This is a genomic window from Streptomyces sp. NPDC032721, from assembly GCF_055579625.1.
Genome location: NZ_JBVIMX010000019.1, coordinates 101,496 through 120,327, shown reverse-complemented (window position 1 = coordinate 120,327; position 18,832 = coordinate 101,496). Strand labels below are relative to the sequence as shown.

At 71.5% G+C, this 18,832-nt stretch carries 16 protein-coding genes; 6 read left to right on the top strand and 10 right to left on the bottom strand.

Features of this window, described 5'->3' with window-relative positions; translation table 11 throughout:
• Positions 1 to 2: 2 nt before the first annotated feature.
• Positions 3 to 644, top strand: a complete 642-nt coding sequence (locus ACZ5PB_RS33080) for a hypothetical protein (protein ID WP_468696314.1) — start codon at positions 3 to 5, stop codon at positions 642 to 644.
• 24 nt (positions 645 to 668) lie between these two features.
• Here ACZ5PB_RS33080 and ACZ5PB_RS33075 read toward each other — a convergent pair whose 3' ends face one another.
• Positions 669 to 1,241 (bottom strand): cob(I)yrinic acid a,c-diamide adenosyltransferase, encoded by a 573-nt coding sequence (locus ACZ5PB_RS33075; RefSeq protein ID WP_468696312.1) that lies wholly within the window; start codon positions 1,239 to 1,241, stop codon positions 669 to 671.
• A 191-nt stretch (positions 1,242 to 1,432) separates the two neighbouring features.
• On the opposite strand from ACZ5PB_RS33075, the gene ACZ5PB_RS33070 reads away from it, so the two are divergent.
• The 3 genes from ACZ5PB_RS33070 (at position 1,433) to ACZ5PB_RS33060 (ending at position 5,661) form a co-directional block, all read left to right on the top strand.
• A complete protein-coding gene (locus ACZ5PB_RS33070; RefSeq protein ID WP_468696311.1) occupies positions 1,433 to 2,281 on the top strand; it encodes a 3-hydroxyacyl-CoA dehydrogenase family protein in 849 nt (282 codons plus the stop codon).
• Between the two features lie 177 nt (positions 2,282 to 2,458).
• On the top strand, positions 2,459 to 2,782 hold the full coding sequence (locus tag ACZ5PB_RS33065) for an STAS domain-containing protein (RefSeq protein WP_468696309.1): 324 nt from the start codon (positions 2,459 to 2,461) through the stop codon (positions 2,780 to 2,782).
• A 260-nt stretch (positions 2,783 to 3,042) separates the two neighbouring features.
• Positions 3,043 to 5,661: an ATP-binding protein gene (locus ACZ5PB_RS33060; RefSeq protein WP_468696308.1), complete on the top strand. Its 2,619-nt coding sequence runs from the start codon at positions 3,043 to 3,045 to the stop codon at positions 5,659 to 5,661.
• Positions 5,662 to 5,750: 89 nt separating this feature from the next.
• On the opposite strand, the gene nucS is transcribed toward ACZ5PB_RS33060, so the two are convergent.
• A complete protein-coding gene (gene nucS / locus ACZ5PB_RS33055) occupies positions 5,751 to 6,422 on the bottom strand; it encodes an endonuclease NucS (protein ID WP_468696306.1) in 672 nt (223 codons plus the stop codon).
• Between the two features lie 234 nt (positions 6,423 to 6,656).
• Between nucS and ACZ5PB_RS33050 the strand changes: the two genes are divergently transcribed.
• On the top strand, positions 6,657 to 7,049 hold the full coding sequence (locus ACZ5PB_RS33050; protein ID WP_384351984.1) for an SCO5389 family protein: 393 nt from the start codon (positions 6,657 to 6,659) through the stop codon (positions 7,047 to 7,049).
• A 90-nt stretch (positions 7,050 to 7,139) separates the two neighbouring features.
• Here ACZ5PB_RS33050 and ACZ5PB_RS33045 read toward each other — a convergent pair whose 3' ends face one another.
• Complete coding sequence (locus ACZ5PB_RS33045; RefSeq protein ID WP_468696304.1) at positions 7,140 to 8,174, bottom strand: LLM class flavin-dependent oxidoreductase; 1,035 nt, start codon at positions 8,172 to 8,174, stop codon at positions 7,140 to 7,142.
• A gap of 217 nt (positions 8,175 to 8,391) precedes the next feature.
• Between ACZ5PB_RS33045 and ACZ5PB_RS33040 the strand changes: the two genes are divergently transcribed.
• Positions 8,392 to 8,727 (top strand): ATP/GTP-binding protein, encoded by a 336-nt coding sequence (locus tag ACZ5PB_RS33040; protein ID WP_468696303.1) that lies wholly within the window; start codon positions 8,392 to 8,394, stop codon positions 8,725 to 8,727.
• A 2-nt stretch (positions 8,728 to 8,729) separates the two neighbouring features.
• Here the strand turns inward: ACZ5PB_RS33040 and ACZ5PB_RS33035 are convergent, their stop codons facing one another.
• From ACZ5PB_RS33035 to mce, 7 genes are all read right to left on the bottom strand, one after another.
• Positions 8,730 to 9,611 (bottom strand): ABC transporter permease subunit, encoded by an 882-nt coding sequence (locus ACZ5PB_RS33035; protein ID WP_468696302.1) that lies wholly within the window; start codon positions 9,609 to 9,611, stop codon positions 8,730 to 8,732.
• Positions 9,608 to 10,831, bottom strand: coding sequence for an ATP-binding cassette domain-containing protein (locus tag ACZ5PB_RS33030; RefSeq protein WP_468696397.1), 1,224 nt, complete (start codon positions 10,829 to 10,831; stop codon positions 9,608 to 9,610). Before ACZ5PB_RS33030 ends, ACZ5PB_RS33035 begins: the two co-directional genes overlap by 4 nt.
• 153 nt (positions 10,832 to 10,984) lie before the next feature.
• Positions 10,985 to 11,755: an ABC transporter permease gene (locus ACZ5PB_RS33025; protein ID WP_468696300.1), complete on the bottom strand. Its 771-nt coding sequence runs from the start codon at positions 11,753 to 11,755 to the stop codon at positions 10,985 to 10,987.
• Position 11,756: 1 nt separating this feature from the next.
• The gene (locus ACZ5PB_RS33020) at positions 11,757 to 12,686 is read right to left on the bottom strand and encodes an ABC transporter ATP-binding protein (protein WP_468696298.1); all 930 of its coding nucleotides are present in this window, start codon (positions 12,684 to 12,686) and stop codon (positions 11,757 to 11,759) included.
• A 100-nt stretch (positions 12,687 to 12,786) separates the two neighbouring features.
• A complete protein-coding gene (locus ACZ5PB_RS33015) occupies positions 12,787 to 13,728 on the bottom strand; it encodes a cellulose-binding protein (protein WP_398421386.1) in 942 nt (313 codons plus the stop codon).
• A 253-nt stretch (positions 13,729 to 13,981) separates the two neighbouring features.
• Positions 13,982 to 18,112, bottom strand: coding sequence for a polarized growth protein Scy (gene scy, locus ACZ5PB_RS33010; protein WP_468696296.1), 4,131 nt, complete (start codon positions 18,110 to 18,112; stop codon positions 13,982 to 13,984).
• Between the two features lie 215 nt (positions 18,113 to 18,327).
• Entirely contained in the window at positions 18,328 to 18,777 is a 450-nt protein-coding gene (mce, locus tag ACZ5PB_RS33005) for a methylmalonyl-CoA epimerase (RefSeq protein ID WP_468696295.1), read from the bottom strand.
• Positions 18,778 to 18,832 lie beyond the last annotated feature (55 nt).

Here is an 18,832-nt window from a genome sequence, read left to right as displayed (position 1 = left end):
TCATGGTCGTCGGATTGATCATTGCGTGCGAGGTCGGTTTCTGGGTCCTGCTCGTCGCCGGGCTCGCGCTGCGCTATCTGGCGAAGATGCCCCGGCTGGGAGCCGCGGTGCTGCTGTGCGAACCGCTGCTTGAGGTGCTGCTGCTCGCGGTGACCGCGATCGACCTGAAGAACGGTGCCCAGGCGGACTGGAAGCACGGTCTGGCGGCGGCCTACATCGGCTTCACGGTGGCCATGGGCCATCACACGATAAAGCTGATCGACGTACGGTTCGCCCACCGGTTCGCGGGCGGCCCGCCGCCGGTGAAGGCACCGAAGTACGGCAAGCCGCGCATGATCCACGAGTGGAGGACCGCCGCCCGCTGGATCCTGGCCTGCGGCATCGCGGCGGGGCTGCTCCAGCTCGCGGTGCTCTATGTGGGCGACGCCGGCCAGGTGAGCTCGCTGAAGAGCTGGCAGAACACGGCGGGCATCGTGGCCCTGATCAACCTGATCATCGCGATCAGCTACACCGTGCACCCCAAGGTCGACCCGAACGCGGACGCGGAGCAGCGCCCGGAGGCCGAAGCGACGACGGCCGGCCCCGGAGCGGACCGGCAGAGCGCCGCACCCTCGGAGCCGGCCGGACCGTCGCTCAGGAAGTGAGACCGGCCCAGGACACGCCCTGGCTCAGCGCTCGCCGCCCGGCACCCACAGGACGTCGCCCACCGACTTGTTGGCCGTCCTGGCAAGGATGAAGAGCAGGTCGGACAGCCGGTTCAGATACGTGGCGGTCAGCGGGTTCATGGTGTCGCCGTGCACCTCGAAGGCCGCCCACGTCGAGCGCTCCGCGCGCCGTACCACCGTGCACGCCTGGTGCAGCAGGGCCGCGCCCGGCGTGCCCGCCGGGAGGATGAAGGAACGCAGCTTCTCCAGCTCCGCCAGATAGCTGTCGCAGTCGGACTCCAGCTTGTCGATGTACGACTGCTCGACGCGCAGCGGCGGGTACTTGGGGTCCTCGACGACCGGGGTGGACAGGTCCGCGCCCACGTCGAACAGGTCGTTCTGGATCCGGGTGAGGACCTTCACCACGTCCTCGTCGAGGTTGCCCAGGGCGATCGCCGTCCCGATGACCGCATTGGCCTCGTTGGCGTCCGCGTACGCCGAGATCCGCAGATCGGTCTTGGCGGTACGGCTCATGTCACCGAGAGCCGTGGTGCCCTTGTCGCCGGTACGGGTGTAGATGCGCGTCAGATTGACCATGCCACGAGCCTAGGCGTTCGCCGCCGCTGTGCCCGCCGTCACTCGTACCAGTGTGATGTCCGTCATGTGAGACGTGACGCGCATCTCTTCGCCGCCCCCAGGGGCTGATCCGGCGATAGCCTCCGGCACAGGACAACGATTACGCGGTCACCGGCCGTTGGTGACGGAGCAGCAGTCAAGGGGAGTGTGCAGTGGCCAGGAAGCTAGCCGTCATCGGTGCCGGTCTCATGGGGTCGGGCATCGCCCAGGTCTCGGCGCAGGCGGGCTGGGACGTGGTCCTGCGCGATGTGACCGACGAGGCGCTGACCCGGGGCACCGACGGCATCAAGGCTTCGTACGACAGGTTCGTCGCCAAGGGCAAGCTGTCGGCCGAGGACGCCGAGGCCGCGCTCGCGCGGATCACCACGACGACGCGGCTGGAGGACGTCGCCGACGCGGACATCGTCGTCGAGGCCGTCTTCGAGAAGCTGGAGGTCAAGCACGAGATCTTCCGCGCCCTGGACAAGATCGTGCGCCCGGACGCGGTGCTCGCCTCCAACACCTCCGCCATCCCGATCACCAAGATCGCCGCCGCCACGGAGCACCCGGAGCGCGTCGTCGGCGCGCACTTCTTCTCGCCGGTGCCGATGATGCAGCTCTGCGAGCTCGTCCGGGGCTACAAGACCAGCGACGAAACCCTCGCCACCGCACGCGAGTTCGCCGAGTCCGTCGGCAAGACCTGCATCGTCGTCAACCGCGACGTGGCCGGCTTCGTGACGACCCGGCTGATCTCCGCGCTCGTCGTCGAGGCGGCGAAGCTGTACGAGTCGGGCGTGGCCAGCGCCGAGGACATCGACATCGCCTGCAAGCTGGGCTTCGGCCACGCCATGGGCCCGCTCGCCACCGCCGACCTGACCGGCGTCGACATCCTGCTGCACGCCACGAGCAACATCTACACCGAGTCCCAGGACGAGAAGTTCGCACCGCCGGAGCTGATGCGCCGCATGGTCGACGCGGGCGACATCGGCCGCAAGAGCGGACAGGGCTTCTACAAGCACTGATCGAGTGGGGTGGCGGAGATCGAATCGGGTTCACCCTCTGGGGTGAACTTCGCATCGATTCGCTCACAGACGGCAACTTCTCCGGCCCTTCGGCCGTCAGTTGAGGGACAACTGACTGCCGGACGGCCGGTTCGAAGGTGTGAAGGCAGACAACTCAAGCACTCGTGGGGAGCGCACATGCACATCAGGGGCGATCACGTCGAGCTGGTCGTCGGGGGCCGCCTCGATGTCCGCAGCGCGGCGGACGCCCGTACGGTCCTGCACACGGCCGTCGACGACGGCGCGGGCGACCTGGTGCTCGATCTGACCGAGCTGGACTCCTGGGACGCCACCGGACTCGGCGTCATCATGGGCGCCCACCGCAGGGCCGGCCGGTGCGGGCGACGCCTGGTGCTGCGCGGTGTGCCCCCGCAGATGCAGCGGCTGCTGGTGGCGACCCGGCTGCACCGGATCCTGGCGATCGAGGGCGGTCTGGCGGCGGATTCGCTGCCCCGGGTCTGACCACCCGGGCACCTCACCGGGGGACGTCGGCAAGGGTCTTTTCGCGGCTCAATCCACACAGGACTGTGACGTCCCGAAGACCCCGTTCCCCCCGGTGCTCATAGATAATGTGCGAAGGTCTAGGGTTCGGTCGCCTGCCGCTTGACGAGCCCGGTTAATGGATGCACCGACGTCGGCGGGCACCGGACCAGAAGCGACAGCGAGCGTGCGAAAGGCCGGGAGGGGCAGTCAGCACGCAACGCATCTGGGGGGCTTTGACCATGGACCCGATGAACCGGGGACCCGAAGAGTACGGCCAGGAAAACAACGGCAACCACGACGAGCGGGAGGGTTCGCGCCAGCGCGACCCACTGACCCGTGATCTCGGACCGAGCGCGTCGCCCGCGCCCGTCCGCACCGTTCAGCTCACGTCCGGCGACTTCCTGCTGACCATCAACCCGGTGGACGGCAGCGAGATCGAGCCCTGCCCGCCCGGCGAGCGCCCCGGGGCGCCCGTCCGGCACCCGGCTGCCGACCGCGCCGAACTGGCGCGCGCGGCCAAACCGCCGCTGCCTCCGGGGCCCGCCCTGCCCGAACTGCCGCTCCTGGAACGCCAGGAGGAGCGCGAGCGCCTGGTGGCGCTGGTCTCCCGTGGCCGGTCGGTGCGGCTGGTGGGGTCAGGCGGATCGGGCCGCACCGCACTGCTCGACGCCGTCGCCGAGGACTGCGCGGACCTCGCGCCGGACGGCGTCGTACGGCTCTGTGGCCGTCGGCGTACGTCGGCGGAGCTGCTGCAGGACCTGTTCGCGGCCGTCTTCCGGGCGCCGCTGCACCGGCCCGACACCGACGAACTGCACCGGTACGTGCACGAGATCGGTGCCGTCGTCGTCCTGGACGACCTGGAGTTCGGCGGGAGCGCGCTCCAGGAGATGCTGGACGCGACGCCCGAGTGCGCGTTCCTGATCTCCATGACGCCCGAGGTCGCCGCCGAGTCGCCGGCCGGGCTCCTCGAAGAGGTGCTGCTGGGCGGGCTCGGCCGGGGTTCCTCGCTGGAGCTCCTGGAGCGGGCCGTGGACCGGCCGCTCACCGACGAGGAGGCCAACTGGGCGGGTGACCTCTGGTTCGAGTCGGAGGGCCTGCCGCTGCGCTTCGTGCAGGCTGGTGCGCTGCTGCGGCAGCGGGACGCGCTGCGTGCCGATCCGGGGGCCTTCGACGAGTACGGGTACTTCACCGAGGCGCCGCTGGACGCGCCCTTCGATGCCGAGGACGGGCACGACGTACCGCTGCCGACGCTCGCGGAGGGCATGGCTCCGGTCGCGCCGCTCGCGGCCAGACTGAGCGAGTCCGCGCGGGCCACGCTGCGGTTCGCGCTGGCGCTCGGCGGCGAGGTGCCGCACCAGGCGCACCTGCCGGCGCTGGTGGGGGACACCCACGCGGACGCCGCGCTGGGCGAGCTGCTCGCGTGCGGGCTGCTGTCGCCGACCGGGGCGCGCTACCGGCTGGCCGCCGGGGCCGACGTACAACTGCATGACGCGGGGTACGCCGACGACGCGGCCGAGCAGGCGCTGAACGCGGCCCAGCACTACGCCTGGTGGGCCGGGCACCCCTCGGTGACGCCCGAGCGGATCGCCGCCGAGTCGGACGCCGTGCTGGCCGCGCTCGCGGTGCTGGTGCCGGGGACCGAGGCGGGCCACCCGAGCGCCGCCGTGCTGCTGGCCCGTACGGCAGCGCCCGCGTTCGCCGCGGGGATGCAGTGGGGCGCCTGGGAGCGGGCTCTGCGGACCGGCGCGGAGGCGTCCCGGGTCGCGGGGGAGGTGGGCGAAGAGGCCTACTTCCACCACGAGCTGGGGATCGTCGCGCTGTGCGGCGGTCAACTGGACCGGGCGCGCGCCGAGTTGGAGACCTCGATCGGGCTGCGCGGTGCGCTCGCCGACAAGCGGGGCACGGTGGCCGCGCGTCGGGCGCTGGCGCTGGTGACGGACCGCAGCGGTTCGGCGCCGGGGCCCGTGATCGTGAGCGGATTCGCCGCGGGCGCGCACTCCTCCTCCTCGACGGTGTCGCGGTCGCCCTTCGAGGCGCCCTACGACCCGTTCACCGAGCGTTCGTCGGCGGGCGAGGAGATGCCGGCCGCACGGTACGAGGAGTCCGCCTCGCCGCCCGCAGGGGTCGCGATGGGTGGCCTCTCGCTGCCCGAACTGCCGGACTCCGACGAGCCGTTGGTGACCCGGCCCAGCGGGGCGGGGGCCGCCTCGGCGCCGCCGTCGCGCCGTTCGATGCTCAGTGGCGCCCGGCGGAACCTGGTCGCGGCGGGGGCGGGCGCACTGCTCGTCGCCGTACTGGGCACCGTGGTCACGCTCGGTGCGACCGGCAACAAGCTGGGCGGCGAGGGCGACAAGGTCGTCCCCGAGCAGTCCGCCAACCAGGACTCCGGCAAGGGCGGTCTGGACGCCGACAAGGCCGGCGGCTCCGAGGGCAACGGCTCCGGCGGTGGCAGCGACGGCCCCGGCGAAGCCGGTATACCCGCCGCGGACAGCACCAGCCGGGGCAAGAACACCGGATCGCCGGACCCGGCGGCGTCGTCGTCGAGCGACCCCGGCACCAGCGACCCGACCACCGGGCCGACCAAGCCGCCCACCACGAGCGGCAAGCCGACGGACCCGCCGACCAAGCCGACGGACCCGCCCACGAAGCCGACCGATCCGCCGACCAAGCCGACGGACCCGCCGACCAAGCCGACCGATCCGCCGACGAAACCGACGGACCCGCCGACGAAGCCGACCGATCCGCCGACCAAGCCGGACCCGGACCCCGACCCGCCGACCTCGCCGAACTCGCCGCCCACTTCCCCGGACAAGCCGACCAGTTCGCAGCCGGTGCCGACGGGGACCACGACGGCCTGAGGCAGTTGACGCACAGAGGGCGGCGGCCCACCCGGTTCAAGGGTGGGCCGCCGCCCTCGTCGCGTACCCGGATCAGTCGCGTACCCGGCTCAGAAGAGCCGGAGCTTGTCGTCCTCGATGCCGCGCATCGCGTCGTAGTCCAGCACCACGCAGCGGATGCCCCGGTCGGTGGCCAGCACGCGCGCCTGGGGCTTGATCTCCTGGGCGGCGAAGACTCCGGTGACCGGCGCCAAGTGCGGGTCGCGGTTGAGGAGTTCGAGGTACCGGGTCAGCTGCTCGACACCGTCGATGTCGCCGCGCCGCTTCAGCTCGACGGCCACCGTCGCCCCGTCCGCGTCGCGGCACAGGATGTCGACCGGGCCGATCGCCGTCATGTACTCGCGGCGGATCAGCGTGTAACCCTCACCGAGCGTTTCGATGCGGTCGGCCAGCAGTTCCTGGAGGTGCGCTTCCACGCCGTCCTTGATGAGACCGGGGTCGACGCCCAGTTCGTAGGACGAGTCGTGGAGGACTTCCTCCATCGTGATGATCAGTTTCTCGCCCGCCTTGTTGATCACGGTCCAGACACCGGCGTCGTCGCCGGTGCCCTCCTTGAGGGTGCAGGGCGGGGACATCCAGTTGAGCGGCTTGTAGGCCCTGTCGTCCGCGTGAATGGAGACGCTGCCGTCCGCCTTCACCAGGATCAGACGGGGGGCGGAGGGCAGATGGGCGGTGAGCCGGCCCGCGTAGTCCACGGAGCAGCGGGCGATGACGAGACGCATGGGGAGCAACGCTACTCGACTCGGCGGGGTGCACGCGATTCGCCCCGTACGACCCCCTTCTCCGCGCCAGTACGCCCCTCGGCAATGGCCGGTTGTATGCGCAATCCCCTGTCGCGGTACGGACGCCGCGCTTACCGTGGATGCAGGAGGTCGCCGCGCGTGCACGCTGCGTCGCCGCTCTCCTGCCCTGCCCGGAAGACCCCGTCTCTGTGCGGGGTCGCGAGAGGAGAACCCATGTCGCTCGACGTCTCACCGGCTCTGTTGGAACAGGCCGAGCGAGGCGAGGTCGACGAAGCGGAATTCGTCGATTGCGTCCGGACCTCCCTGCCCTTCGCATGGGAGATGATCAGCTCGTTGGTGGCACAGCTGAAGGTCGACGGTGGACAGTTCGCCGACAACCAGACGCCGCCGCCGGACGAGCAGGCTCGTGGCCAGCTGCTGCGGGCCCTGGCGAGTGACGCCATCCGTGGTTCGCTGGAGCGTCACTTCGGAGTACGTCTCGCATTCCAGAACTGCCACCGCGTAGCGGTGTTCCCGCTGGATTCCTCGGTCGACGAGCGGCTCGCCCGCTTCACCTCGATCCGCGGCCAGCTGCTCAACCAATCGCCGGAACTGCGGGACTGCTGACGGCTGTAGCTGCCGCTCCCGTATCGCGGGAGGTGTATTGATGCCGGGGCGGCAGCTCCCCAGGTAGCCACCCCTTCTTCCCGGCCGTCCTCAGGTGAGCAGGTACCGGACCTCCGTACCCATCCTCCGGACGTTCTCCTCGGTGCAGGCGAGGTCGCCCGAGCCCTCGGTGAGCAGTGAGAAGCGGGTGATCCCGGTCAGCTCCGCGGTCCGTGCCAGCCGGTCGGCCGCCAACTGCGGTGTCCCCACCGGGTGCAGGTCGCACAGCTTCTCCGTGTACGCCACCGGGTCGCGCATCGCCCGGTGTCTGCCGTCGACCGTGACGTGTGCGTCCAGCCCCTGCTTCAGCCAGCCGGGCATCGCCTTGGTGAGGGCCTCGCGGGCGTCCTCGGTGGTGTCCGCGATCTGGGCGACCCCGGCGGAGACATGGCCGCGCGCACCGGCCTCGACCTCCGCCGCCGTACGACCGCAGGCGCGGGCGTGGGAGCGCCACAGGGCGGTCATGCCGGCCTTGTCCTCGTCCCCGCAGTGCATGCCGAGCAGCATGGACAGGCCCCGCTCGGCGGCCAGCTTCACGCTCTTCGGCGAGGTGCACGCGACGACGACCTCGGGTCCGGGAGTGCCTTCCAGCAGCTCCTCGGGCCGGGGTACGACCGCGACCTCGCGGAACCGGTAGCGCTCGCCGTCGGCCGCCACCCGCTCCTCGCGCAGCCAGCGCAGCAGCAGGTCGAGGGATTCCGGGAAGCCCTCCTCGTACGCCTTCAGGCCGCTGCCGAAGACCTCCAGGTCGACCCACGGGCCGCCGCGCCCCACGCCGAGCGTGAACCGGCCGCCCGAGGTGACGTGCAGCAGGGCCGCCTGCTCCGCGACGTTGACCGGGTGGGCGGTGGGCAGCACCGTCACCGCCGTACCCACCCTGATCCGGCGGGTGCGGCCGAGCAGCAGCGCCGCGAGCGTCACCGCGGACGGGCAGACCCCGTAGGGAACGAAGTGGTGCTCGGCCAGCCAGACCGAGTCGAGGCCCGATTCCTCCGCGACCTCCGCGGTGCGTACCGCACGGTGCAGGGTCTCCCCCTGCCCCTGACCCGGGAACTGGGCCGCCAGTACAAAAGCTCCAATGTGCATCGCCCTCTGCCTCCTTCTTCAGGCTCCGAATCGGCGATCCCCCACTGGCAATAACGGCTGACAAGTGCCAAAGGCACGGGCACGCGCGAAGTTCTTGTGATTTTCCGGCTACTGGTGCCCCGGGGGTACCGGAGTACCTTCTTCAGTGGTACGCCTACCCCTCCCCGATGGGCCTAGGCTGTGGGAAAACAGTCCGTACGGCCCCATGAGGTGCTACGTGTCCCCGCGCCACAACCGCCCCCGAGGCGGCGCCAGTCCGACCCCGTACACCGGAGGCGGCGGTGACTCGCCGGACCGCTACGGACTCCAGCACACGGAGTCCTGGCGGGGGGAGGAGTGGCTGGTACGGCAGGTGAGCGGGGCGAGTGCCCAGGGCAAGCGCTACCGCTGCCCAGGCTGTGACCAGGAGATCCCCTCGGGCGTCCCGCACGTGGTGGCCTGGCCGGACTACGGCGGCGTCGACGACCGCAGGCACTGGCACAAGGCGTGCTGGAACGCGAAGGACCGCCGCACCACACAGGTGCAGCGGTCCCGTAACGCACCCCGTTACTAGGGTCAGACGTCGCGCTTGTTCTGGACGAAGAAGGCCAGTCCCAGGAACACCGCCACCAGGAGGCCCATGATGCCCAGCGGCGCCCAGCCGGAGGGGCCGCTGTCGGTCATCGACGTGCCGTACAGGACGCCGAGCTGACTGGGGATCGAGTACTCCAGCAGGAACAGCTGCACGTCGCGCAGCGACTCCGACATCATGAACAGCGCCATCACCAGGGGCATCAGCACCAGGCCGATCATGATGGTGATCGCGCCCGCCGAGTGCCGGATGAGCGAGCCGACGGCGAGCGAGAGCAGGCCGGTCAGGGCGACGTACGCACTGACTCCCACGGTCGCCCGCAGCCACAGCGTGCCGCCCGTGCTGCCGCCGAGCACGGCCGACATCATGCCGGAGACCAGCACGGTCGCCACCAGCGTGATCCCGAAGCTGAGCAGCGCGAAGACGATCGCCTTCGCGGCCAGCACCCGGCCCCGGCTGGGGCAGGCGGTCAGGGTGGTGCGGATCATGCCCGTGCCGTACTCGGAGGCGATGGTCATCACGCCGAGGGTGATCACCGGGATGATGCCGAGCATCACGCCCACGAAGCCGAGGGTGAGCGGTGACTCGCCGTCCGGGACCGACGTCGACGTACCGCTGAGGGCGAGGGTGATGAGCGCGCCGACGCCGACGACGAGGCCGACCATCACGCCGAGCGTCCAGATCGTGGAGCGCACCGAGCGGATCTTGGTCCACTCGGAGGCGAGCGCGTCCATCAGGGTCGCGCGGCGCAGCGGTACGGGGGAGACGTAGCCGGGGCCGCCGCCGTGCTGCTGCGGGCCCGCCCACTGCTGCTGCGGCGCGGAGAGCGCGCCCTGCTGCTGGTAGGGGGTCGAGGGAGTCGTCATCGGGCGTCCTCGGGGGTGTCGCTGCTGGTGTCTTCGCTCTTGGTGAGGCGGGGGGTGGCGGCGGGGGCGGCCGGGGGCGCCGCCGGGGGAGTGGCAGCCGCGTACGGGTTCTGATCCGCCGGTACGGGGCCGGGGGCCGCCGCCGTCGGAGGCACCCCGGGGTGCGGCTGCCCGGGCTGGGGCGGCGGCGGGGCGTACCAGCCGTGCTGCGGCGGGGCCGGTGCGGGCACCGGCTGACCGGGCAGCGGCTGTCCCGGCAGCAGTCCGGCGGGCTGGTCCTGTTCGAAGCCGGCGAGCTGGTCGTCGGTGGAGCGGTAGTCGACGGCGGCCTGCGTCATCCGCATGTACGCCTCCTCCAGCGACGCCTGGTGCGGCGCCAGCTCCCACAGCCGTACGTCCGCCTCGTGCGCCAGGTCGGAGATCCGGGGCAGCGCGAGGCCGGTGACGCGCAGCGCGCCGTCCGGCTCGGGCAGCACCTGGCCGCCCGCCTCGGTGAGCACCGTGGAGAGCTTCTCGCGCTGGGCGGGGTCGGTCTGCGGGGTGCGCACCCGGGCGAAACCGGCGGAGTTGGCGGCGATGAAGTCGCGGACGCTCATGTCGGCGAGCAACTGGCCGCGCCCGATCACGATCAGGTGCTCGGCGGTGAGTGCCATCTCGCTCATCAGGTGCGAGGAGACGAAGACCGTACGGCCCTCGGCGGCGAGCATCTTCATCAGGTTGCGCACCCAGAGGATGCCCTCGGGGTCCAGGCCGTTGACCGGCTCGTCGAAGAGCAGCACCTGCGGGTCGCCCAGCAGGGCGGCGGCGATGCCGAGCCGCTGGCCCATGCCGAGCGAGAAGCCGTTGGAGCGCTGGCGTGCCACGTCCTGGAGGCCGACGACACCGAGCACCTCGTCGACCCGGCTCGCCGGGATGCCGGAGAGCTGGGCGAGCGACAGGAGGTGGTTGCGGGCGCTGCGCCCGCCGTGCACGGCCTTGGCGTCGAGCAGGGCGCCGACCTGGCGGGGGGCGTTGGGCAGCTCGCGGAAGGGGTGGCCGCCGATGGTGACCTGGCCCTCGGTCGGCGTGTCCAGGCCGAGGATCATGCGCATGGTGGTGGATTTGCCCGAGCCGTTGGGCCCCAGGAAGCCGGTCACCGTACCCGGTCGTACCTGGAAGGAAAGGTTGTACACGGCCGTCTTGGCGCCGTAGCGCTTCGTCAGGCCGACTGCCTCGATCATTCTCCAGAGCCCCATCGACAGATCGTCGGGGCCACGATCACGTGCGGTACAGCGATCTGTTTCGCCCCCGTAAGCACTAGGAGCTTAACCAGGGGTGGGCGGTTCCGGCCAAGAACGACTGTTCGGCAGGTAGGCGCGGGACGCCCGGCGGGCTCAGGCGTCCCGCTGCCTCAGCACCAGCCAGCCCGCCAGCAGGGCGACCGCGACCCAGATCACCATGATCCCGAGCCCGCCCCACGGCCCGTACGGCGCGGTGTCGTTCTCCGGCGCGACCACCTGCATGATCTTGCTGCCGGCCTGGTCGGGGAGGAACTGGCCGATCTTGCGGGTGGCCTCCACATTGCCCAGGATCGGTGCGAGCAGGAAGAAGAGCGGCATCAGGATGCCGAGCGAGAGCATCGGCGAGCGCAGGACCGTGGTGACTCCCATCGCGAGCACCGCGATCAGCGTCATGTACAGCGCGCAGCCGAAGACCGCCCGCAGCACGTCCGTATCGTCGATCGACGCCTTGTAAGGGCCGAGCGCCGCCTGCCCGACGAAGAACGTCACGAAGCTGGTGGCCAGCGCGACCACGAAAGCGAGCAGTGTCGCAATTCCGATCTTGCTGAAGAGGAAAGTGCCGCGCCGGGGCACCGCCGCGAGCGAGGTGCGGATCATTCCGGTGCTGTATTCGTTGCCGACCACCATCACACCGAAAACGATCATTGCGAGCTGGCCGAGACTCGTACCCGCGAAACTGGTGAACACCGGATCCGCGAACTGCAGCTCCTTCGCGTTCATCTTCTGGAACTCGCTCTTCGACAGCAGACTGATCAGAAAACCGAGCCCGATGGTGAACACCACGGCAAGAGCGAGCGTCATCCCGGTGGACCGGACCGACCTGATCTTGGTCCATTCCGACTTCAGTACGTATGCGGCGTGCATGTCAGGTCCGCCATCCCGTGGTCGGCTCCGCATGGGCGTGGTACTCGACCGACTCGGCGGTGAGCTGCATGAACGCTTCCTCCAGCGACGCCTGCTGCGGGCTCAGCTCGTGCAGGACGACCTGGTGCCGCGCGGCCAGCTCACCGAGCTGCTCCGGCCCGGCCCCGTCCACTTCGAGGGTCCCGTTGCCCGCGGTGACCGCGGTGATCCCGGCCTGGTGCAGCACGTCCAGCAGCCGCTCCTGCTGCGGGCTGCGCAGCCGTACGTACGACCGTGAATTGGTGCGGATGAACTCGGCCATCGACGTGTCCGCCAGCAGCCTGCCCTGCCCGATGACCACCAGATGGTCGGCGGTCAGCGCCATCTCGCTCATCAGGTGCGAGGAGACGAAGACCGTACGGCCCTGGGCGGCGAGGGACTTCATCAGATTGCGGATCCAGTGGATGCCCTCGGGGTCGAGCCCGTTGACCGGCTCGTCGAACATCAGGATCTCCGGGTCGCCGAGCAGCGCGCCCGCGATGCCCAGGCGCTGGCCCATGCCCAGCGAGAACCCCTTGGAGCGCTTCCTGGCGACCGCCGTGAGCCCGACGGTGTCCAGCACCTGACCGACCCGGGACGCCGGGATGCCGTTGCTCTGCGCCAGGCACAGCAGGTGGTTGTACGCGCTGCGCCCGCCGTGCAGGGCCTTGGCGTCCAGGAGTGCCCCCACGTACTTCAGGGGCTCCCTGAGGTCCGTGTAGCGCTTGCCGTCGATCCGTACGTGACCCGCCGTGGGGCGGTCCAGATCCAGCATCATGCGCATCGTGGTGGACTTGCCCGCGCCGTTGGGGCCGAGGAAGCCGGTGACGATGCCGGGACTCACGTGGAAGTTCAGGCCGTCGACCGCGACCTTCTCGCCGTACCGCTTCGTCAGGCCGGAAACCTCAATCATGCCCGCCACGCTAAATGCGGACAAAGCCCCCCGCCACCGGAGGGGCGGCGAGGGGCTCCGAGACCGTACGCGAGGTACGGCAGGGGGTACTGAAGGGGTACTAGCGGGACTGCTGGGCCGGGACTCCGCGGGAGATCGGCTCGTCGTCCGCCGGGGCACCGGCGGCGGCCACGGCCGCACCGGTCAGCGTCGCCAGCATCTCGCGGACGTTGGTCAGCTGGGCGTTGATCGAGTCGCGGCGGTTGGTGAGCGCCGCCAGCTCGCGCTCGGACTCGCTGCGGATCCGGTCGGCCTTGGCATTGGCGTCGGCCACGATGTCCTCGGCCTGGCGCTGCGCCGTCTCCACCGTCTGACGGGCGCGGCGCTCCGCGTCCGTACGCAGCTTCTCGGCCTCCAGGCGCAGCTGCTCCGCCCGGTGCTCGATCTCCGCGAGACGCTTCTCCGCCTTCGCCTGACGCGACGCGAGGTCACGCTCGGACTGCTCGCGGCGCTTGGCCAGGTTGGTCTCGAAGTCGGCCGCGGCCTGGGCGGCCTTGGCACGGGTCTCCTCGAAGAGCGCGTCCGCCTCCTCGCGCTTGGACTGCGCGTCCTTCTGCGCCTCGGAACGCAGCTGGGCGGAGTCGCCCTTCGCCTTCTCGACGATGCGGACACCCTCGTCCTCGGCCTTCGCCTTGCGCTCGGCCGCGAACGACTCCGCGTCGTTGCGCACCTGCTGGGCGGCCGACTCGGCCAGCTCGCGGTGCTGCTCGGCGGCGCGACGGGCCTCCTCACGCAGGTCCTTCGCCTCCTCCTCGGCAAGGCGGAGGATCTTCTCTACGCGGGCGCCGAGGCCGGCGTACGACGGCTCGGCGTCGTTGACCTGGGCCTGGGCGTTCTGCGTTTCGAGGTGGAGCTCCTCGATGCGCTTTTCCAGAGAGGTGATTCGGGCGAGAGCACTGTCACGGTCGGCGAGCAGCTTGGCAATGCGGTCGTCCACCTGACCGCGGTCGTAACCACGCCGCACCTGCTCGAAGCCGTATGGGGAGGCGGAAGTGTCGCTCATGAGGTTCCTGTCGAATGAGACCGGTGAGGTGATAGGGGAATCCTAGGGGCCTAAGCGGCGTGTCATCGAGCCAATGCCGGTTTGATCTGGAGAATGACCCTCCTTTTGAGTGGCAACCTGGCGGAGTGCTTGCCACCCGCACGGATGAACACCTCGTCAAACCTGGCTGGAATCACAGCTCAATCACAGAATTGCTCTGCCGGCCCCCGGTCGCTTCCGCACCGTGAATCACCGTCAAGTGCCATGACACCGGCTAGCCGTCCGAAGACTTGCCACCCGATCGAGTCCCGCCCGCCGCCGCCCCGGCCTTGACGCCGCTCGCTGACGGGCCGCCGGCCGGCTTGCCGCCCCCGGACGGTGCCTCGAATGATTCCAACGCCTCAAGTACGTCCTGGACACGGGAGATCTCGGCCTGGATGTCCTCGCGCCTGCGCACCAGGACATCCAGTTCGCGCTGCCCCTCGGCCACCATGCGGTCCGCCTCGGCCTTCGCCTCGTCCCGCAGCTTCGTCGCCTCGCGGACCAGTTCGGCCTTCTTCTGCTCGGCCTCCTTGAGCAGCTGCTCGGCCTTCTTCACCGCCGCGATCCGGACCTTGCCGGCCTCGGAACTCGCCTCGGAGACCATCGACTTGGCCTTGGCCTCGGCCTGCGCCTGCTGTTCGGTGGCCGCCTTCATCAGCTTGTCGACGCGCTCGCCGGCGGTCTTCATCTGCTCGGCGGTCTCGCGGCGCGCACGCTCGTGCAGCTCCTCGATCTCGCCCTCCAGCCGGGACCGCAGCTCCTCGGCCCGCTCCCTTATGGCGGTGGCGTCCCGGCGGGCCCCGACCAGCAGCTCGTCGGCGTCCGTACGGGCCTTCTCCACCAGGGAGTTGCCCTCGACCTTGGACTCCGAGACCAGCCGCCCGGCCTCCTTGCGGGCCGCGCCGACCATCGTGTCGGCCTGCTCCTCGGCCTGGGTGGCGGCACGCAGCGCCTCCTCCTGGGCCTTGGCGACCAGCTGGTCCGCCTGCTCGGCGGCATCGGCGCGCCGCTTGGCGGCGGCCCGGCGCGCCTCGTCCAGCAGCCGGTCCGCCTCGGCACGCGCCTCGCTGCGCAGCTGCTCGGCGGCCGAGTCGGTGTCCTCGCGGTGCTTGGCGGCCTCGGTGCGGATCCGTTCGGCGGCCTGCTGGGCGGAGCCCACCGTGTCCGCCGCCTCGGCGCGCAGCCGCTCGGCCTCGCCGGTGGCGTCCGCGACCAGCCGGTCGGCCTGCGCGGTCGCCTCGGCGACCAGCTTCTCCGCCTCACCCGCCGCTTCCGTGATGAGCTTGTCGGCCTGTTCGGCGGCGTCCGTGCGCCGCTTGTCGGCGGCCTTGCGCGCCTCGTCGAGCACCTGCTCGCCGTCCCCGCGCGCGGCTGCCCGCAACTGCTCGGCCTGGGCCTCGCCGTCCGCCTTGACCTGCTCGGCCTCGGCGCGCAGCCGCTCCGCGTCCTGCTCGGCGGAGGCCAGCGTGGCCGATGCCTGCGCGGCGATCCGCTCGGCCTCGTCGGTGGCCTCGGCCAGCTTCGCGGCGGTGTCCTGGTCGGCCTTCGCCCGTACCTCCGCCGCCTCGGCCTGGATCCGCTCGGCCTCGGTGCGGGCCTCGCCGATCAGCAGGTCCGCCTGGGCCGCCGCGTCGCCACGGATGCGGTTGGCGTCCTCACGGGCCTCCGCCCGGGACTTCGCCGCCGCTTCCTCGGCCGCCGCGAGGGCGTCCGACGCCTCGGTACGGAGCTGCTGGGCGCGCTCCTGGGAGTCCGACCGCAGCCGCTCCGCCTCGGCGATGGCATCGCCCACGGTGCGCTCGGCCAGCGCCTTCGCGGCGTCCGACTCCTCCTGCGACCTGGCCCGGATCCGGCTCGCGTCCTCGGCGGCCCGCTCCCGCTCGGCGTGCGCGTCGGCGCGGACCCGGTCCGCCTCCTCCTGCGCCTCGCCCGTGGTGCGCTCCGCCGCGTGCTCGGCGGCACTGCGCAGCCCGGCGATCTCCTGCTCGGCCTGCTCCTGCAGCCCGGCCACCGCGTCCCGCACCTGCTGGGCGGTCTGCTCGGCGGCCGACACCAGCTCGGAGGCCCGCCGGTCCGCGTCCTCCACCAGCCGCTGCGCCTCGGTCTGCGCCTCCTCGACCCGCTTGCGGGCGGAGGCCAGCAGCTCCTCGCTCTGCTCGCGGGCCTGGGTGCGCTCCCGCTCGGCCTCGGCGCGGGCGCCCTCCAGCGTCTCGGCGGCCTCCCGACGGCGTCGTACGGCCTCCTCCTGCGCGGCGGCCAGGGCCTCGGCGGCCTCGCCGGACACCCGCTCAGCGGCGGCGGCCGCCTCCGCGCGCACCCGGTCCGCGCTCTCCTGCGCCTCCGCCTTCAGCCGCTCGGCCTCCGAGGACGCCTCGGTGCGCAGCCGCACGGCCGCGCTCTCGCCCTCGGCGCGCGACTGCGCGGCGTCGGACGCGGCCTCGGTGCGCAGCCGCTCGGCCTCCTGCTCGGCCTGCGCCTGGAGCGTACGGACCCGCTCGGCGGCCTCGGCGCGCAGCCGTTCGACCTCCTCGCCGGCCTCCCGGCGGATGCCCTCGGCCTCCGCGCGGGCGCCGATCAGCGCCTCCTCGGAGGCGGTCAGCCGCTGCTCGGCCTCGGTGCGCAGCCGCGCCAGCTCTTCGGTGGCCTCGGCCCGGCGGGTCTCGATGCCCCGGTCGGCCTCCTCGCGGAGCGACCGTACGGACTCCTCGGCCTCGGCCCTGGTGTGCTCGGCCTGCTCCTCGGCCTCGGCGCGCAGCCGGTCGGCCTCGGCGCGGGTGCGCTCCAGGAGCTCCTCGGCCTGCTTGCGCAGGGCGTTCGCCCGCTCGGTGGCCTCGCCCCTGACCCGCTCGCTGTCGGTGCCGGCGGCCGCCCGCAGTTCCTCGGCGTCGGTACGGGCCTTGGTGAGCAGCTCCTCGGCGGTACGGGCCGCCTCCTCGATCTGCTGGACGGCCTCCCGCCTGGCCTCGCCCCGGATCCGCTCGCCCTCGGCGACGGCCTCGGCGCGCAGCTGCTCGGCCTCGCCGCGCAGCCTGCGGGCCTCCTCCTGGAGCTCGACCGTCCTGGCCCGGTACTCCTTGGTGTCGTCCTTGGCGGCGCCCTTGAGCTCGTCGGCCTGCTCGGCGGCGTCCCCGCGCAGCCGCTCGGCCTCGGCGGCGGCCTCGCTGCGGATCCGCTCGGCCTCCTCGGCGGCCTTGCGGGTGGTCTCCCGGGCGTCCTCGGACGCCTTGGTGAGGACCTCCTCGGCGGACCTGGCGGCCTTGGCGAGCTGGGCGGCGGAGTCCTCGGCGGCGACGGTGCGGGCCGTGTCCGCGGCCTCGTTGACCAGCCGCTCGGCCTCGGCGCGGGCGTCCGCGAGGGCCTGCTCGGCCTCCGCCTTGAGCGCCTCGGAGTCCTTGGTGGCCTCGCCGACCAGCCGGGCGATCTCGGACTTGGCGGTACGGGTGCGCTGCTCGTTGACGGACTCGGCGCCGGCCAGCTGCTTGGCGGCGGCCTCCTTCGCCTCGGAGAGGACCTTCTCCGCTTCGAGCCGGGCCTCGCGCAGTGCCGTCTCGGCCTCCTGCATCCGCGCCTCGGCGGTGCGGGACAGCTCGGCCGCCTGCTTGCGGGCCTGCTCGGACTCGGTGGTGGTGCTGGTACGGAGCTGCTCGGCGTGGGTGGTGGCCTCCTGCGCCTGCGTGGACGCGGCGTTCAGCAGCCGCTCGGCGTCCTTGCGGGCCCGCAGCAGCGTGGCCTCGGCCTCGCTGCGGGCGGCCTCCGCGTCCGAGCTCAGCCGCTGGCGGGCCTCCTCGGCGATCCGGGTCGCCTCGGCGCGCGCGGTGGCCAGGGCCTGCTCGGCCTCGGCGCGGGACTCCTCCAGGAGCCGGCGGGCCTGCGCCTCGGTACGGGCGCGGAGCTGTTCGGCCCACGCCACGTTCTCGTTGACGTGCGACTCGACGGTCTGGCGGCGCTCGGAGAGCTCCTGGTCCAGGCGCTGGCGGCGGGTGACCGCCTCCTGGTGCAACTCGGCCTGGAGACGGGCCTGGTGCTCGGCGTGCTCCTGGAGGATGCGTTGCGTCTGGGCGCGGGCGTCGCGCAGCTCACGCTCGGCGTCGGTGCGCAGTTGGTCGGCCTGGACCTGGGCGTTGCGGAGCAACTGCTCGGCCTGGTAGCCGATGTCCGCCGCGTCGTAGGCAGGACGGGACGCGAGGTTGCGGCGCGCCTCGTGGAGCTTGGCGCGCAACACCTCGACCTGGTAGCCGAGGTCCTCGGCATGCTGGACCGCCTTCTCCCGCTCGGTCTTCAGCCGGTCCATCTCGGCCTCGAACCGCGAGAGATGGTCGGACTCAGCCCGCTGAGGGCTCTCCTGGCGTTCGTAGCCCCGCACTGCGCGGTCCCATCCGTCCCCTGGTCGCAACTGTCTGTCCTGACTCACCCTGTCAGTGGGCGGGCCTCCGGGGAATGGTGTCAGATCAACTGCGGGCCACAAGTCGCAGGCCCTTGTCCCGGCCCCGGCCCGGAACGGCCCACTCTACCGGCCGGGTGGGGCGGGGGTCGGCGGTCCTCCTCAGTCCTCCGTTCCCGGTGGCTTCCCGGGTTCTCTCAGTGCTCGCCGTCGGCGTCGGCGGCGGGCGGGGCGGCGGTGACCAGTTCGGTCAGCACGCCGTGGCAGTCCTTGGGGTGCAGGAACGTGATGCGCGAGCCCATCGAGCCGGTCCGGGGCTCGTCGTACAGCACTCGAACTCCCTTGCTGCGGATGTCGTTCGCGTCCCCGTCGACGTCCTCGGTGCCGAAGGCGATGTGGTGCACGCCCTCGCCGTTCTTGGCCAGCCACTTGCCGACCGCCGAGTCGGGGCGGGTGGGCTCCAGGAGCTGGAGGTAGGAGGCGCCGCCGTCCGAGGTGCCATTGATCTTGATCATGGCCTCGCGGACGCCCTGCTCCTCGTTGATCTCGGAGTGGAAGACCTCGAAGCCGTAGGTGGCCCGGTAGAACTCGACGGTCTTGTCGAGGTCGTGACAGGCAATTCCGATGTGGTCGATTCGCGTCAGCATGCGTCCAGTGCAGCGCGGTTGACGGTGGTTACGCAACGTGCGCGCGATCACACTC